This window comes from Sulfitobacter sp. (assembly GCF_039977885.1).
GTDB lineage: Bacteria > Pseudomonadota > Alphaproteobacteria > Rhodobacterales > Rhodobacteraceae > Sulfitobacter.
Map to the genome: position 1 here is coordinate 166,211 of NZ_JBDWCI010000009.1, position 17,384 is coordinate 183,594.

General features: G+C 52.1%; 11 protein-coding genes, 1 tRNA gene and 4 pseudogenes. 9 read left to right on the plus strand and 7 right to left on the minus strand.

Annotated elements, in window-relative coordinates; genetic code table 11:
• Window positions 1-20: 20 nt before the first annotated feature.
• Window positions 21-218: a hypothetical protein gene (locus ABJM03_RS07475; protein ID WP_348416777.1), complete on the minus strand. Its 198-nt coding sequence runs from the start codon at window positions 216-218 to the stop codon at window positions 21-23.
• 15 nt (window positions 219-233) lie between these two features.
• Between ABJM03_RS07475 and ABJM03_RS07480 the strand changes: the two genes are divergently transcribed.
• The 3 genes from ABJM03_RS07480 to ABJM03_RS07490 all read left to right on the plus strand — a co-directional run bounded on the left by ABJM03_RS07480 (window position 234) and on the right by ABJM03_RS07490 (window position 3,901).
• Window positions 234-1,616, plus strand: a complete 1,383-nt coding sequence (locus ABJM03_RS07480; protein ID WP_348416778.1) for a glutamate decarboxylase — start codon at window positions 234-236, stop codon at window positions 1,614-1,616.
• A complete protein-coding gene (locus tag ABJM03_RS07485; protein WP_348416779.1) occupies window positions 1,609-3,507 on the plus strand; it encodes a transporter in 1,899 nt (632 codons plus the stop codon). Before ABJM03_RS07480 ends, ABJM03_RS07485 begins: the two co-directional genes overlap by 8 nt.
• Window positions 3,508-3,824: 317 nt before the next feature.
• Window positions 3,825-3,901, plus strand: a tRNA-Met gene (locus ABJM03_RS07490).
• A 428-nt stretch (window positions 3,902-4,329) separates the two neighbouring features.
• Here ABJM03_RS07490 and ABJM03_RS07495 read toward each other — a convergent pair.
• From ABJM03_RS07495 to ABJM03_RS07510, 4 genes are all read right to left on the minus strand, one after another.
• Complete coding sequence (locus tag ABJM03_RS07495; protein WP_348416780.1) at window positions 4,330-7,428, minus strand: efflux RND transporter permease subunit; 3,099 nt, start codon at window positions 7,426-7,428, stop codon at window positions 4,330-4,332.
• The gene (locus ABJM03_RS07500) at window positions 7,425-8,549 is read right to left on the minus strand and encodes an efflux RND transporter periplasmic adaptor subunit (protein ID WP_348416781.1); all 1,125 of its coding nucleotides are present in this window, start codon (window positions 8,547-8,549) and stop codon (window positions 7,425-7,427) included. The genes ABJM03_RS07495 and ABJM03_RS07500 overlap by 4 nt, the downstream gene beginning before the upstream one ends.
• Before the next feature lie 492 nt (window positions 8,550-9,041).
• Complete coding sequence (locus tag ABJM03_RS07505; protein ID WP_348416782.1) at window positions 9,042-9,350, minus strand: zf-HC2 domain-containing protein; 309 nt, start codon at window positions 9,348-9,350, stop codon at window positions 9,042-9,044.
• A complete protein-coding gene (locus ABJM03_RS07510; protein ID WP_348416783.1) occupies window positions 9,347-10,123 on the minus strand; it encodes a sigma-70 family RNA polymerase sigma factor in 777 nt (258 codons plus the stop codon). Before ABJM03_RS07510 ends, ABJM03_RS07505 begins: the two co-directional genes overlap by 4 nt.
• A gap of 206 nt (window positions 10,124-10,329) precedes the next feature.
• On the opposite strand from ABJM03_RS07510, the gene ABJM03_RS07515 reads away from it, so the two are divergent.
• The 4 genes and pseudogenes from ABJM03_RS07515 to ABJM03_RS07530 form a co-directional block, all read left to right on the plus strand.
• Window positions 10,330-10,974: a DUF6796 family protein gene (locus tag ABJM03_RS07515; RefSeq protein ID WP_348416784.1), complete on the plus strand. Its 645-nt coding sequence runs from the start codon at window positions 10,330-10,332 to the stop codon at window positions 10,972-10,974.
• 3 nt (window positions 10,975-10,977) lie between these two features.
• A complete protein-coding gene (locus ABJM03_RS07520) occupies window positions 10,978-12,603 on the plus strand; it encodes a VCBS repeat-containing protein (protein WP_348416785.1) in 1,626 nt (541 codons plus the stop codon).
• A gap of 44 nt (window positions 12,604-12,647) precedes the next feature.
• Window positions 12,648-12,992 carry a hypothetical protein gene (locus tag ABJM03_RS07525; protein ID WP_348416786.1) on the plus strand — a complete coding sequence of 115 codons (345 nt, stop codon included), beginning with the start codon at window positions 12,648-12,650 and terminating at the stop codon, window positions 12,990-12,992.
• Window positions 12,993-13,467: 475 nt separating this feature from the next.
• A pseudogene (locus ABJM03_RS07530) lies at window positions 13,468-14,289 on the plus strand (helix-turn-helix domain-containing protein); the annotation flags it as partial.
• Between the two features lie 177 nt (window positions 14,290-14,466).
• Here the strand turns inward: ABJM03_RS07530 and ABJM03_RS07535 are convergent.
• Window positions 14,467-15,477: pseudogene (locus ABJM03_RS07535) on the minus strand (IS5 family transposase).
• A gap of 75 nt (window positions 15,478-15,552) precedes the next feature.
• Between ABJM03_RS07535 and ABJM03_RS07540 the strand changes: the two are divergent.
• Both ABJM03_RS07540 and ABJM03_RS07545 read left to right on the plus strand, forming a co-directional pair.
• Window positions 15,553-16,190, plus strand: a pseudogene (locus ABJM03_RS07540) (DDE-type integrase/transposase/recombinase); the annotation flags it as partial.
• A pseudogene (locus ABJM03_RS07545) lies at window positions 16,184-17,143 on the plus strand (IS3 family transposase); the annotation flags it as partial. The pseudogenes ABJM03_RS07540 and ABJM03_RS07545, both read left to right, overlap by 7 nt.
• A gap of 35 nt (window positions 17,144-17,178) precedes the next feature.
• Here the strand turns inward: ABJM03_RS07545 and ABJM03_RS07550 are convergent.
• Window positions 17,179-17,376 carry a hypothetical protein gene (locus ABJM03_RS07550; protein WP_348416787.1) on the minus strand — a complete coding sequence of 66 codons (198 nt, stop codon included), beginning with the start codon at window positions 17,374-17,376 and terminating at the stop codon, window positions 17,179-17,181.
• Between the last annotated feature and the right edge of the window lie 8 nt (window positions 17,377-17,384).

Below are 17,384 nucleotides of genomic sequence, written 5' to 3' on the forward strand. Positions count from 1 at the left end.
ATGGCTGGCCGGAATTGGCGTCAGCCCTGTTTTTCAGCGGCTGGCTTATCCCCTAATGACCTGCCGAAAAAAAGCGGCAATTTGCCTGGCAATTGATTTGGATCAATACCTTTGAGGGTACGAAGCGTTAATCCGCGATTAGGTATCGTAGTTAACGCGAATAGCGCAGCGATATCAAACGCACGTATCAATCCTTCTTCAGTCTGAATCGGCGCCATCAAAGGACCCTCGAAATGCCTATCCACAAAGTTGATCTCAAGGACCAATCCACTTTACAGGATATCTATGCAACCGATGCATCTAGAAATAGCCTTCCAAAATACCGCATGCCGAACAGCGGCGCAGAACCACATGCCGCCTATTCTTTAGTGCGTGATGAATTATTGCTGGACGGCAATGCGCGTCAGAATTTGGCTACGTTTTGCACAACTTGGGTTGAAGATGAAGTTAAGCAGTTGATGACTGACGCCGTCGACAAGAACATGATCGACAAAGACGAATACCCACAGACCGCCGAGATCGAAAATCGCTGTGTCCACATCCTTGCGGACCTGTGGCACGCGGAAAAATCATGGGAGACTGTGGGCTGTTCAACCACAGGCTCAAGCGAAGCAGCCATGTTGGGGGGCTTGGCGTTCAAATGGAAATGGCGCGCGCGACGCGAGGCCGAGGGCAAGGACACAAGCAAACCCAATATCGTCACGGGTCCGGTGCAGATTTGTTGGAAAAAATTCGCACGGTATTTCGATGTCGAAATTCGTGAGGTGCGGCTGGAAGGCGATGCGCTTGGCCTCCAACCAGAGGACCTGCGCAAATACTGCGATGAAAATACCATCGGTGTGGTGGCTACATTGGGCGTTACCTTTACCGGCATCTACGAGCCCGTCGAAGCCCTGGCACGCGAGCTGGATTCAATGCAGCGCGATCTTGGGCTCGATATTCCGATCCATGTCGATGCTGCATCGGGCGGCTTCATTGCGCCTTTCATCCAGCACGAACTCGTGTGGGATTTCAAAATACCGCGCGTGCGTTCTATCAATGCCTCAGGTCACAAATACGGGTTGGCGCCGCTGGGTGTGGGCTGGGTGATCTGGGCCTCAAAAGAGGACCTGCCAGAAGATCTGATTTTCTACGTGGATTATCTAGGCGGCAATATGCCCACATTCGCGCTGAACTTCTCCCGCCCGGGCGGTGAAATTATCGCGCAATATTACAATTTCCTGCGGCTGGGCCGCGAAGGATACACTGCAATCCAGCAGACCTGCGCAGATACAGCTCAATGGTTGGGAGCGGAACTGGCGAAAATCGGGCCGTTCGAAATGGTCTATAATGGTCATGGTGGCCTTCCCGCTGTTGCGTACAAGCTGACAGATGGCGATCATGGCTTCACGCTTTATGATCTGTCCGAAAGGGTGCGAATGCGCGGTTGGCAGATTGCGTCCTACCCGTTGCCGTCAAACCGTCAGGAAACGGTCGTTCAGCGCATTCTGATACGCCACGGAGTCAGCCGTGATCTGGCCGGTCTTCTTCTCGAAGATATGAAACGCGCAATCGAGCATTTGTCCAAAAATCCGGTACCTAATACCACTGCAGGCCCGGGATTCCATCATGGTTGAATTGCGAAGTTTCTTGAGGGCAGCAGGGAAATCTGCTGCCCAAGTCTCCTTACTGCCACTGCTTTTTGTTGGCGGACCGGCATCGGCACAAGATGCGGCCACCTCAACGCCTGAAGGCGTCATTGGACAAATATTTGACAAGATCGAACCGGTTACCGAGGCCGGGCTTCACGGCTTTTTTCAGCTTCTGGACAACCAACCGATTGCTTATGTGCTGCTTGCGCTGGCTCTTGGTACACTGATCGGCAGCTTTAGCTTCAAGACGATCTCTCTTGGCTCTACCGCAGGCACGTTGCTTGTGGGGGTGGTTCTGTCGATGATCGCTGAAGCAGCTTATGGCATCACCTATTCGATTCCCGGAATTCTGTCCTCTTTCATGCTGTTGCTGTTTATGTACGCTCTCGGCTTGAAAGTCGGCCCTCAGTTCTTTTCCGGCCTGCGAAAAGGCGGGCTGGCCTTTGTCGGGATTGGCCTGATCGTCTGGTCGCTGAATTGGGTCATCTGCTATTTCGGGGCAAAACTGATGGGCCTGGCCCCCGGGTATGCGACAGGACTTATCTCGGGCAGCTACACGATCACTGCAGTCCTCGGCGTCGGCCAAGGCGCAATGGCCAGTGGCGCTTACGTGCCGCCTGAAGGTATGACCGTCGAGGAAGTCGGCGCAAACATGGCCGCCGCATATGCAATCAGCTACGTGCTGTCGACTGTGGGTATCATCTTGTTGATCCGTTACCTGCCCCGTATCTTTGGCTATGATGCTGAAGCGGATGCAAAGCAGGCTGAAGCCGAATACACAGGCGGTGCCATACATCCGGTACCGGGGGCTCCTGGTGCATTAACGATGGGCCCGTCCCCCTATGACCTTCGTGCCTTCAACGTGACCCACGATCGTTTTCTGGGGCGCAGCATTTCGCAGTTGGCTGCTGATTTCCCCCATGTTCCGATTTTGCGCGTGGTGCGTGATCAACAGATCGTGGATCTGGCCAGTGATCCCGTGATCGTTGCAGGCGATATCGTAACCGTCCGCAGCAATGTGCATGATCTGATCTTTGATGAACGCGAACTCATCGGCCCTGAATCCGATAATCTGCTGGCCCGTAATGTGCCTTTGGAAGTTGCCGACGTTCATATTGGTTCACATGCGGTTTCGGGGAAGACTATTGCTGAACTGCAAAGCCACGGCACTGGCGGCGTCGAGGTTCAGGCCCTGTTTCGTGCTGGCAACGAGTTACCCCTAGGCCCCGACAGCGATGTATATTTTGGCGATGTGCTGCGCCTGACAGGTCCGGATGCGGCATTAAAAGCGGCTGCAAAACAACTTGGCGGGCGCGCAATTTTGCCAACCATGAAGTCTGACCTGCTCTATCTCGCGCTTGCCATGCTGGTAGGCTATTTGGTGGGGATCATCACCGTCACGATTTCCGGCATCCCATTTGCGTTTGGCACCTCCGCTGGCGTGATCATGGCCGGTGTGGGCGTCAGCTATTTTCGAAGCCGGAATCCAGACTTCGGGGGCCCCGTGCATGAAGGCGCGCGTAGTTTTCTTCAGGACTTTGGACTGAACGCCTTTGTGGCTGTGTTGTCGGCCAATGTGGGTCCCAAGGTGATTTCCGCCCTCGGTGGCGACACAATCATATGGCTGGCGCTGATCGGGACAGCAGGCGCGCTTATCCCCCCACTCGTCGCATTCTGGATCGGAGTAAAAGTTTTCGGCTTGAATTCTGTGATTTCGGACGGCGCGACAACAGGCGGCAGAAACAGCACCCCTGGCCTGAATGCAATCATGGAAGAATCCAAGAGCTCTGTCGCTGCGGTTCCCTATCCGGTCAGCTATGCCCTCACGACCGTGCTTGCATTGATTGGCGGCTATCTCTCCATGATCCTGTCATGACATCTCTTTGGACGGAGACCCGGACCAAAGCGTGACAGGTCCAATGGGTGTCTACAACGGTCCGGAGCACATCAATGGCACGGTCACGGAGTGGAGCGCTCGACCAAAGCCACTGCCGGCAATGGTTGAGCGCTTGAACAATCTGAGGGCCCCTCAGGGCACAGGGCAGCAAGCCTTCAAATCGCTGAACAACCCGCATCTGAATGGGGATGAAAGCCCACAAAATGCATGGGTGGTCAGATGAAAAAGTAATTTACAAAAATGTTGTAATTGGCACTTGTGCTTCCTTCCGCAGCGCCGTAGATAGCCGGTATTGGCGCGGGATGGAGCAGCCCGGTAGCTCGTCAGGCTCATAACCTGAAGGTCGTAGGTTCAAATCCTACTCCCGCAACCATAACAACCGACTTAACCCGTGCAAATAGCGCGGGTTTTGTCGTTTCGGCGCGGACAATACCAAGACAGCAGTCAATTATTCTGCGAGTTCAATGCGATGAACGCTTGCCGCGTCCGTGCTCGGAACCATCCGAACCTCAGAAATCAACCCGCGCAGAACCATGGTTGTTTCCATCTTTAATCTTGGGTCTTGTCAGGCACAGGCGAGGTTGCTGATCTTGCTCCGATACAGATCTGAGAGAGGTGGTCGCAAGAATTCAGACCAGCTGTTAATGAAGTTACCCTAAAAAGCAGGGCCATTCCAAACCGCGACAGGCCCAGTTTGACAGTGCAGCTTTTACGAGCCGCATGGCATCTGTGCAGATAAAACGTTCTTCTTTGGCCTTGATGCCCGCTTATCTTGGCTCTTCATCGCCTTAAAAGAAAATCTCATTTTGACATAGAAACGGACGCGGCCTCGCTGGCAAGCCGATTAGACGCAGCACCCGGCATGCTGCCCCAATTGGCGATCCAGCGATAGAAGATTGGCGTTAGAAACAATGTGAAAACCGTGGCAAAGCCCAATCCACCAACGATGACCCAACCGACTTCCCGACGCGCCTCAGCACCAGCACCTGATGTCAGTACAAGCGGGAGGCCACCCAACACCGTAGAGACCATTGTCATCATGACCGGTCGAATGCGCAAGCGTAGCGCATTGCGAATGGCCGCATCAATGTCTTGGCCCGCTTCACGCAATTGGTTTGCAAATTCGACAATCAGAATACCATTTTTGGCCATAACGCCGATGAGCATCACCAGACCAATCTGGCTGTAGTAGTTCAATGACCCGCCACTCAGGGAAATCGCCAGCAAGGCAGCTGCCAACCCGAAGGGGACAGTCAGCATGATCACGACAGCACTTGCGAAGCTTTCAAATTGCGCCGCCAGAACGAGCATGACGATCAACAAGGCGGTTCCGAAAACGACATACATTTCTTGGGTACTGTCATTCAGCGTTGCAGCTTCACCTGTGAAAGTCAGACCCATTCCATCAGGCAGCGCGTCTGCAGCCAAGTCGCGGGCCAAGTTTATCCCATCAGAGAGGTTTACACCCTCAGCAAGATTCGCCTGCAAAGCCACCGACAAAGCGCCCCCCAAACGAGCAACTTGAGCATCACTTACTACCGTCTCCAAAGTCGCGACAGAAGAGAGCGGCACATAGGAGCCATCATCCAACCTGATTGAGATCGACGAAATGTCAGAGGGGTCGTCGATGTCTGGACCACCTGGCAATACGTTCACATCAACTTCGGTGTCATTGTCAAAAACGCTGACAGCGACGTCGCCACGCACCAATGCGCTGACCAGACTGGTGACCGATGCGGGTGTCAGACCCATATCACCAGCAGCCGCTTGATCGACGTTTATCTTCAGTTCCGCACTAACGGGTGCCGAAGAGAGTTGTGGATTCACAAAGGCTGCATTTTCGGACATGGCCGCAACCAGCACTTCCGCAGCCGCAGTCAATTCTTCCAAGTTGGTACCCGTCACGGCAAGCCCAAGGCCGCTGCCACCGCCACGAATATTCAAACTATTGGAGGAGCGTGCACTGATCTGCACGCCTGGAATATTCGCAAGTTGTCTGCTTATCTTTGCAACCAGTTCATCCTGTGCGAAGTCACGGTCTTCCCAATCTGGGAGCCGTACAATGATTTGGGCGCTCGTACCGCCGCCTACGCCAACGATACTTTGGATCGTCTCAATTTCACCGCTTCGAAGATAGGGGGTCAGGATTTTTTCCGCCAAGACCACCTGCGTGTCCAGATAATCCACTGTTGTGTCAGAAGCTCCACGTGCCTGTACCACGAAAAATCCACGATCTTCCGTTGGCGTCACGCTTGAAGGTAGGGTGATTGCAACGCTGATTGCGTAGATGACAATTGCCCCAGCAATAGACAAAACTAAAACGGGTGTGCGAATGGACCAGTCCATCACCGCATCAAAACCGCGCGCCATTGCGCCTTGGGTCGCGGCATCATTGTTCGGTGATGCCTTTGACTTGCCTGGGTCCAAAAGGGCCGACAATACCGGTGCGAGGGTCAGTGCGGTAAACGAAGATAGCGTGACGGCGAATGCTAAAACGAACCCGAATTCCGAAAAGACACCACCAGCTTGCCCCGGGAGAAATGAAATCGGAATAAAAACCGCCGCAAGCGTTGCGGTTGTTGAAATGACGGCAAAAAATACCTCGTTTGTGCCGGCAGCTGCTGCCGCAAACGCTCCCATACCTTCTGCCCGCTTGCGAACAATATTTTCTACGACAACAATTGCATCATCCACAACCATGCCCGTGGCCAGTACCAGCGCCAACAGGCTAATGGTATTTACCGAAAACCCTGTCATCCAAATGGCCGCCAAAGTGCCGATTAAAGCCACTGGGATTGTAATCGCAGGGATTAAAGTAGCACGCGGAGAACGCAAAAAGAGAAAGATCACCGCAATCACGATCGCGGTTGCCAACAAGATTGAAGTCACGACCTCTTGGATCGAGGCTTCGATAAACACGCCATCATCAGATGCAATGATAAGCTCAACACCGTCGGTAAGCTCTTGGCGCAGCTCGGTAACTGCCACATTAACGTCTTGTGATATTTGCAACGTGTTTCCAACGGATTGGCGCATGATGTCCACACTGATCGCAGGTTGGCCATTCACTCGAGTAAAAACCGAGGTTTCTTCCGGCAAAAGTTGAACCAATGCAACATCCGCCACTTGGGTCGTGTTGTCGATCTGGATGCCGTTGATGGTCTCAACGGTGACCTCTTGATTTCCAACGCTTAGGGCCAAGGTCTGGCTTGTCCCCTCCAAAGACCCAAGGGCAGTATCGTCACGCAATGTGGCCAGCGCAGTGCTAACGTTAAAAACCGTCAAACCACGGCTGAGCAATGATGCCATATCCAACCGAACCTGAAATTCATTGGCGCGACTGCCTTGCACTGTAACTTCGGCGATGCCGTCAATCGTTGAGAGCCGTTCAGAGATTATGCCTTCAGCAATCTGGGTCAGCTCATCAAAGCTAGCGTCGCCCAACAACGCCAGTCGAACGATCGCATCCGAGTCGCTGTCACTTTTTAAAACGGTCGGTTCTTCTGCGTCTTCCGGTAAAGATGACGTGGTGGCTGCTACAATTTCGCGGGCTTCATTGGCGGCGATGTCTACATCTGTGCCGTCAGACAGATCAATCGTGATCCGACTAGACCCAGCGCTGGATTTGGATTCTATAAAAGATAGCCCTTCGAGACCGCTAAGCGCATCTTCGAGAGGTTGTGTGATTTCACTGTCAACAGTTGCCGGCACCGCGCCTTCATAGGTAGTACTGACCGACAGGACTGGTTGGTCAACATCGGGCATTTCGCGGACATCTATGTTGTTGAGGGCCGCCAGCCCCGCAATAATGATCAACAGGTTCAAGACAAGCCCGAGGATTGGCCGTCCGACAAACAGTCCAGCGAACCCCTTTACTTGCAACATGCGCTCAAAACTCATCTTTTAGAACCTGCAGCATTATCAGCATCGGTCACAGCAGTACCAGCCCGCAACTTCGCAGCTCCCTCTGTGATGATAATTGTCTCAAGTGGCAGGTCTGTTTCGACCCAAACACGGGTGCCATTACGGTAGCGGATTGCGACGGGATGCGGTGAAGCAGCCCCATCTTCAACCGTCCAGATATTTGCGCCTCCTCTGCTCCATGTGATGGCTGTTGCAGGCACAACAGGGAGCGGATCGGTCTGTTCTACGACACGTACTGAAAACGTCATGCCAGCAATCAGGGTACCATCCGGATTGTCAATCTGCGCACGAACTGTTGCGCTGCGCGAAGTTGGGTCAAGCTCACTATCGAAGGCTACAATCTTGCCGTCGAAAACGCGCCCCGCATACGTTGGTGTGCTAATCTGAACAGGCTTTCCTACCTCCAACAAAGCAATTGAGCGTTCGGGGACCTCAAACTCTGCCACGATAGCCGTGGAATCGTTGATTGTGACGACCTCATCACCGACGTTTAGATAGGAGCCTTCTTGGAGATCACTTAGGCCAAGCGTGCCGCCGATTTTTGCTGTGATTGTGCGTTCATCCAATGCATTTTGCGCTACATCGACATTGAATTGAGCCAGCTTCAAAGCGACCTCTGTTTCAACGAATATAATATCAGTGATGGTTGAGTTGCCGTTACTGCGGAGCGTTTCATAGCGATCAAACAGGTCCTGCGCCTGTTCCAGTTCCGTCTTTGCGACATTTAGTGCAAGCTGTTCTGCTCGGTTATCCAACGTCAAAAGAACATCACCTGCTGTGACCGCTTTATTTGCGTCCAGTGATATTTCTGTAATTTCACCAGCCACACTCGATACCACATCAATACTGCGCAAAGAGGTCGCCGTCCCGATGGTGGTTAAGGCCAAATTGTAATGTCTTGCGGTCAAGGGTTGCGTCACCACAACCGTTTCTTGTGCCCCTCTTTGAGGACGTGCGCCGTGATCGGAGGTTTGCACCTCAGTTTGCGCCGTATCCATGCCGACCGCATATTTAAGTGCGTTTGGCACCCCAAACGAAAAGAGATATGCGGCGCAAAGGATACCCGCTGAGACAAGATAAATGAGGGGCTGTCGCAAAGATCACTCCCTTTCGCTGCTAAGTGGCTCCAAGTTTTACTTATATGTAGATGCTATACGCAGAAGCGCCACAATCCCGTCGCTTAAAGAAGGGGCGTTTATAGTTTTTGCTGCAATTCGTTGTTGTCCTGTGTTCCCTTTGGATGCCCTGTGCTCGTCTAAGTCATGTACTTGTGCGATCGAAATGGAGTTGGAAAACCGTGCGGGCTTCTGCTTAGAATCGCATAAAAACTCAGTCCGTCACCTGATGCAGCACAGCATCCTTTCATTCGACGGGACGAAAACATATTTCCTCGCTGAGGGAGGCGGGCGCTGGATCAATCATGCAAACACCAAACTTGCCTGCCATCTCATACTTCGTCCCGTTTGAAGCAAGATCCATATCATCGGACAGAACTGCCCACTAAACCAAAATATGGCTGGATGATCGGGGTGTAGCTAGAACTGAAGTCGCGAAAAAACAGTAGCTACCCAAATGATTTCATTTTCTGGCTATTTACGAGCGGCGAGTACAGCCTTGATAAGATCTTCAGGAACGTCTCCCATCCCCATCTCGGAAAACGGTATGTCAGTTTGCGTCTTTGTCAGTTCCATCGTGTCTTTATATGCTTGCAAATAATCACGACATTCTCGGCAAAGTTTTAAGTGTATTTCAAATTTGATACGTTGGCCCCTCGAGAGGTTTCCCTCCAGATAGTCCAAAATAAATCTATCAAATTCTTCGCAGTCGATCATGAACGGCAGTCGAAACATCATTCCAGCAATTGGGCGGGCTGTTTTGCGGTTTTGAGTTTGGCTCATAGCTTTTGATCTTTTATATGAGGTTCAAGGAGTGTCTTCAAAGCGGAGCGTGCGCGATGCAACCTTACTTTGACATTTGCTTCGCTCAACTCCAATGCTTTGCTCGTCTCAGCAGTGCTAAATCCTTCGATGTCACGAAGACATAAAACGAGGCGATATTTGTCTGGTAGGGCCATGATCGCGTCCCTGACATACGTATGTGTTTGACGCCGCGACAGCAAAACTTCAGGCGTGGCGGCCGACTTGTCTTCGACCTCAACTCGGTAACCACTTTCATCAAAAACTGGCAGCAAATGGTCAATTGAACTTTCGTTCCGACGTTTGATTTTGCGTAATATCATCAACGCCTCATTTACTACGACACGATGCATCCATGTTTGTAGTGCGGAACGCCCCTCGAAGGCATGGATCTTCGACCAAATTTTTGTGAATGCAACTTGGACGGCATCCTCTGCGTGGGCGCGGTCCCTTAGAATGCGGAAGGCTGCGCCAAGCATCCAGTCGGTATGCGTGCGGACAAGCTCGGCGACTTCATTCGAAGTCAAAGCCTGTGTAGCCGCTTCCAGACCCTCAGCCTTGTGTTCGTCATCTTGGTAATCCATGCCGCACTGTCGCCTACCTTGGCCCTGCGCAACAGGGGTGAAAATATTTTTTAAAGATTTTTGTAACATTCTCTCGTTTTTGAGCATCTCAATCGGTGAAGGCAAATAAATGCGCAGCAAAAGGTCCAATATGAAGCCGATTTCCAAACATCTACTGACGTCCTCGTTCACCCTCGAACGCCTCACGCTTAATCACATTGACTTGTGAGTCGTTGACCCGGTGATGAGGAAGTGCTGCAAGAAAATCGATGAAACGCGCATTTTTGAATTGCGCAAAAGACACCCTGACAACCTATGAAAACAGATAATTCCACGGTCCTCTAGGTCGTTAATAGTTTGTTAAACCACCAAGGTTCGATGATGAAAGAACACTCCAAATGACACATAAACGGTTGATTATGATCACAGGGCAACTGGGCCTTGCGGCGGCGATCCTTGTAGGGATCGGAGAATTCCTGCTGCACTATGATAAACTTGCGCGATATACAGATACCTTTGCGTTCTTTGAAGGCGTCACACGTGATCGTGCCACGATCGGCCATTTCTTTGGTGTTCTTGGGGCTCCGCTTTATGTTGTCGGTGCGGTTCATATCTATCTGATGTTGCGCCCCGCCCATGAGGTTGCGGCGCGCATTGCAGGGCTCGTGATGGCGTATGCCTGTATTGTTGGGGCAGTCTGGATCGGATCGCGTGCGAGCGCGGTTGAACTGGTCGCTGCCGGTGGAATTCCAGAGCAGTTGGCCCTATACGAGCTGCGCTATGAGAGCCTTTTGCAGGTCGTGCGCCTCGGTGTTCTCGCATTGTCAGTGATCTTTATTTGGCTGTGCTTGACGGGGCGATCTCATTACCCACGCATGATGGCGTTGCTCAACCCGATATTCTTGATCATCGTGTCATTCATCCTTTTCTTCACCGTTCCTACTATTGGCAAATACGTTATGCTGATCGCCTTAAACGTCGCGTATTTCGTTATGTTCTCGGTATCGCTTGCTGTTGCCTCAAAACTAAAAATGGAGGGCTAAGCAATGCTCAGAAAACTAAAGTACATCCCTATGGTCATCGTGCCAGTGATGGGCTCGATGGTCATAGGGATGTCGGCGTATACGCTGAACGACCGTCGTGTGCCTTATGACGTTGATCTTGGAGATACGATTGTTCCGGAATTCGACCATGTTGAAGTCCCATTCCTGCAATCGCACAAAGATGCAACCTCACTGCCAATGACCGGCAGCGCCGCGATTGATATTGATGGGGATGGCACAGAAGAGCTTTTCATTGGTGGCAGCTTCCAACAAGAGAACGGCCTTTTCAGATTTAAAAACGGCGAATTTGTTGCCGTAGCAGATCAAGCAGGCCTGAATAAACCCGGCGACGGAACAGCGCTTGGCGCCTTGGTTTTGGACCACAACAAGGACGGACAAGTTGATATGCTTGTCACCCACCCTGAAGGTATTTGGCTTTACACAAACAATGGGGGCACGTTCACCAGCGAACAGCTGGACACACAAATGAACGAAAACACGACAGGTCTATCGATCGCCGTTGCTGACGTGAACACAGATGGCCATTTTGACATGTTCGTTTCTGGATATATTCAAAACGACAAAATCGAAGGCTTGAATATCTTCAACCGTGATGAATACGGCGGCACATCGGAACTGTTCATTAACAACGGTGACAATACGTTTACCAATGAAACCCGAGAGCGTGGCGTCTACTTTTTGCACAATACTTTCCAAGCCACATTTGGCGACTTTGAAGGGGATGGTGATTTAGATCTGATCGTGGCCCATGACACTGGTAATATTCGGACTTACGAAAACGACGGTACCGGCCACTTCACGAACATTGAAAACCCAAACACTGATATTCCGTCATATCCGATGGGTATCGGGATTGCCGATCTTAACAATGATGGCGTGACAGATTATAATTTTTCCAACATCGGATCTACGCCACCGACATTCATGGTACGGGGCGATCTGCGTGACGACCAGCCTTTAAACCGCAAATGGATGGCCCTTGTATCTGATGGAAACGGTACTTTTTCCGAAGAAGGTGAAGCGATGAAGATCGCAGATTACGAATTCGGTTGGGGCCTGAGCAACGAAGATTTGAATCTGGATGGCCGCGAAGATCTCATCGTGTCCGAAAACTTCGTAACCGCACCGTTTCATAAAGTCCCAGTATTGCGCCTTCCAGGTCGTATGTTGGTTCAGACAGCGTCTGGTGAAATGGCTGAGGTGGGCGCACTGAATGGTGTCGTTAATCGCCAATATTCCATTGCACCGTTGACCGCTGATTTCAATGGCGACGGTCGCTCCGATGTTGTGCACATTAATATCGCAGGCAACTCACAAGCCTTCATCAGCGCAGGCGATAACCCAAACGGTTTCTTGAAAATTCAATTGCCCGAAAACCTCGATAGTATCGGCGCGATGGTTGAAATTACTTTGCAAGACGGATCGTCTCTTTTTAAGCCATATGTATCCGGTGAAGGCCTGCTTTCAGACAGCAGCCGCATGATCATAGCCGGCTTAGGGGCACAAAGCGCAACTTCTGTAACCGTTAATTTCATCGACGGAACGTCCGCCACTCAAGACGGAGTTTTCCGCGATGAGACGTTAACCTTTGGCGATTCAGCGCAGTGATTTGGGTAAGCCGCCTTTTGCGCGTGGGCATTATGCTCACGTGCATGAAGGTTTTGAGCGGGATCATACCGATCTCGTTCACCCATTTTCAGACAGGTGATGCGTGCCCTTCCCTTGGATCCATCCCTGCCTGCTACTTGGTTTCAATTTGCTATGCGGCAATGGCAATAGCGGCATTGGTTTGGTGGCGCAGGCTGATATGGCTGTTCTTCGCTGGTGTTACGCCGGTCATTCTATTAGCTGCTCTTGGCACTACGCTTGAACTATTCGGTAAACCGACATGCCCACTCTCTGATGCCGGTTTGCCGTTGTGCTATGTATCTTTTGCAATAGGGCTTGCTATATTCGGGGCGTATTTGCTGGTTATCTTAATTGAAAAACAAAAATGATCTGTTTTTCTGGCTCTGTTGAATCAGATGGACGCTTGATCGCTTGTGTAATTTGCGCAAGGTCCCAATATGACGGGCACACGGATCGCTGATTCCAGTTAGAGTCTGCTCGTGTTTTTTGCTTCAGTTCCCGTAAACGGCAACTACCCTGCACCGTATTGAGGCATAAATTCACTTGGTCGGTTTTGAAGTCAATCACGGTGCAAAGATCGTGATCGAAGCTGCCCGTCGTCATATAAAATGGGACATCAGAGCCGCTTGAGCATTGGAGGCTCTGGCTAATTAGTCTGATTGATTATGCTGCTTGTTTTTGATGTTGCAAGCGGCGTTGTTGGATTGTCTGGTTCGTGATCCTCTTCCTTTCCCTGAGAATGGCTTTGTCGCGGCCGAAGTAGACGTCAGCGCCCGCGGGGGCAGATTTGAGTATTTGAATAACGGAGGACTTCCGGTCCGCCTTATCGATTAGAAGATCAAGATGGCGAAGAAACCGATCACATCGAAAGATGCCGCCGACAAGGTGGTCGAAAACATCCGTCGCAAGACACGTCAGACTCACTCAACTGAAGAGATGATCCGCATTGTTTTGGTGATCTGCGTGGTAAGGAAAGCATCTCGGTGCTGTACCGCCGTGAAGGGATCGCGGAGAGCCTATAATTACAGCTGGTCTAAGGATGATTTACTTGAGGCTGGTAAGCGTCGATTATCGGATACCACGCGTCAGGCAACATCACCGGAAGTGAAGGACCTGCGTTCGGAGTCTATGGCGCTGAACGAATGCCTGGCGGCCCTGACCCTTGAAAACCGTTTACTCAAAAAACATGACAGGAAGTGGGGGATACGAGGAATGAGATACCCCGCTTCTGAGAAGCTTAAAATCATCCGCACGGCCGAAAACTCACACCTGCCGGTCAAGCAGACGCTTGATATGTTGTGCATTCCACGCAGCAAGTTTTACCAGTGGTACGATCTTTATGCCGACGGTGGCCTGGACGCGTTGACGGATCATTCGCCGCGCCCAGGATCGGTCTGGAACCGTATTCCGGACACCTGCCGCGATTATTTGATTGAGTTTGCGCTGGGCATGAGGCGCTGAGCACGCGTGAACTTGCTGTCAAATACACTGATGAGAAGCGGTATTTTATTTCTGAATCATCAGCTTACCGCATCTTGAAAGGCGGCTGACCTGATCACTGCACCCGACTATGGTGTCATCAAAGCTGCTGATGCGTTCAAAGACAAAACTGCGGCCATCAACGAGATCTGGCAGACAGACTTCACTTACTTCAAGATTATCGGTTAGGGCTGGTACGATCTCAGTACGATCTCAGTACGATCTTGGACGAGTAGCCATGTTCAACAACTTGCGCCACAGCGTCCTGCTTAAACTTACCCGTAAACCGTATTCCCTTGTTTATATCCGTTTCTCCTTGGTTCCAAAATTACCAACCAAAGCGTTTACAAATCTAGGGGCACCTCAATCAAAGTCGCACGCTGAGAGGCGCTGACCGAGTAACTTCACACAATGCATCCACCGACCGGCAGGGTCATGCGCAGCATGATCCCGAGAGGCTTGGTCTCAACGCGGCTTCTGCGGCGGTATCCGGCCACCTGTCGCCACAGTGCGCGGCTTAGATAATTTGAGGCTCTCACCGCTTCGTTGCGCGCTCTGGCCCCGGGGGTGTCGGGCTTCCATAATTTGGCATGCTTGCGCGGCGGTATGACGGCATGGGCTTCTCGGGCAGCTATCGCATCGTGACATTTGCGTGTGTCGTATGCTCCGTCCATTGCCCGGCAGGCGATTGCAAAGCAATCTGCCGAGAGGGGGCTGTAACGCTGCTAAGTTCTTGGTCCGGTGGGATTTGGTTGAGCAGATCTGGCAGAATGGGCGCATCCCCGATACTGCTGCTTGTGACCTCAATTGCTCGTATCTTCAGTGTTTGTTCATCAATCCCTATATGTATCTTGCGCCACAGGCGGCGTTTGGGGCCGCCGTGCTTGCGGGCATTCCACTCGCCTTCCCCTTCCACTGCCCGGCAGGGCATCGTTTACGATGTCCCGAGAGGGGGCCTTGATACCCGTGCTGTCGATAAGCAGGTGCAATGGTCCTGCTGAACCCTTGTAGGGGATAGCGACTGATAACGTCTTCTGACGGCGACATAGAGTGCTGAAGTCTGGGACTGACCAGTCCAATCCGATAAGCTTGAGAAGGCTCACAACAAACCCTGTCGTCTGCCTCAACGGCAAACCAAACAGCACTTTGAGCCCCTCTCGGGACATTGCTTTGCAATGCCCTGCCGGGCAGTGGTCAGGCAGGCTTGGATCGCCGCATCGCTGTAGGCTTGTTGGCGTCCCCGCCGCCCTGAAGGTGCGCCCCCCACGCCATCTCTGGATCAAACCAGATCGAAAGCGATCCCTGCGTCTTCAGTGAAAGGTTATAATCTGCCCAGTTCCGGGTCTTGTACTTCGTAGGTGTCCAACTGCTCATGTCCGCAAGCTATCACCTTGGATTCACGCAGTGAATCCTACAGAGACCGATTTGTGCAACAAAGCCCACCGCGTTGGTAATCTGCGCGATCTGAAGGCAAAGGACGCCCGGCCCAAGCACAGCGGCTTCAAGGCATACGAGCCGGGATACATCCACATAGACGTGAAGTACCTGCCGCAGATGGAGGACCAGACCTCCCGCCGCTATCTGTTCGTCGCGATTGACCGAGCCACGCGCTGGGTTTTTATCCGCATCTACAACAACAAGACGGCGGCCAACGCCCGCCGCTTCCTGCGTGATCTTGAACGCGCCTGTCCAATCCGCATCCGCACCATTCTCACAGATAACGGAAAAGAGTTCACCGACCGGCTGTTTGGTTTGCGCAAACGGGTAGCAACGGGGCGGCATGAGTTCGACCGGCTCTGCACTGAATTGGGCATCGAACACCGCCTGACGCCACCCAGATCACCTCAAACCAATGGCATGGTCGAGCGGTTCAACGGCAGGATTGAGGACGTGCTTCAAAGCCACCACTTCCGATCTGGCGAGGAATTGGAAGCCCGCTGCACCGCTATGCCTGGCTTTACAACCAGCAGCTTCCGCAATCAGCATTGGGCAGCAAGACGCCCTTGCAAGCGATGATGGACTGGCACAAACTCAAACCAAAATTGTTCAAGAAACAGCCATACTACCGTCCGAGATGTGACAGTTAGAGATCATCCGCCTGGTCGAAGAAAGCCACCTGTCAGCGCGTCTGACGCTGGCCAAACTGGGCATCCCCCGCACCACGTTCTATCGTTGGTACGATCGGTATCTGCAGCGCGGCGAGGCCGGGTTGCAGGATCAATCTCCTAAGCCAAAGCACGTCTGGAACCGCATTCCCGACGAAGTGCGTCGCAAGGTGGTCAAACTGGCGTTGAAGGAGACGGAGTTGTCACCGCGAGAGCTGGCGGTGACCTTCACTGACAAGGAAAGTTACTTTGTATCAGAGGCTTCGACATATCGTATCTTGAAGGCGCACGATCTGATCACCAGCCCAGCTTTCATTGTGATCAAGGCCGCTAACGAATTCAAAGATAAAACCACAGCGATCAATCAGCTCTGGCAGACCGACTTTACCTACATCAAGGTTCTGGGATGGGGTTGGTTCTACCTCAGCACCGTCCTCGACGATTACAGCCGCTATATTGTCTCCTGGAAGCTCTGCACCAACATGCGGGCTGAAGACGTGACGAATACCCTGGACCTCGCCCTTCGGGCGTCTGGCTATGACCAAGTTCACGTCGTTCACAAGCCACGTCTGCTCAGTGACAACGGATCCAGTTACGTCTCGGGCGATCTGGCAGAATGGCTGCAAGACAAAGGCATGAAGCACTCGCGTGGCGCGCCATATCATCCCCAAACACAGGGAAAGATCGAACGCTGGCACCAGACCTTAAAGAACCGCATCCTGCTGGAAAACTACTTCCTGCCAGGTGACCTCGAATGCCAAATCGAAGCCTTCGTCGATCACTACAATCACCAGCGCTACCACGAGAGCATCAGCAACGTCACACCCGCTGTCGTCTACTTCGGGCGTGACAAAGCCATTCTAAAACAACGCGAAAGGATCAAACGAAAGACGCTCGAAACGCGACGCTTGCATCACAGACAACGCGCCGCATAATCAAACAAACCAGATGAGCCAAACTCTCTCTTAGATTAGGCCGCCATTGGTTCCAAAAACTCTGACGACGGACAGCACATCACCCCGAGACCGATGGTCATGAAAATGTGACGAATGAAGATAATCTGGAACAGGGGTAGTTCCTGTGCCACGCGTTTTACCACTGCGTCCGAGGTCAGCATCGTCGCCATTGCGAGGATCATGAACAGAATGCCGCGGGAGTTATCGTTCATATTATTCA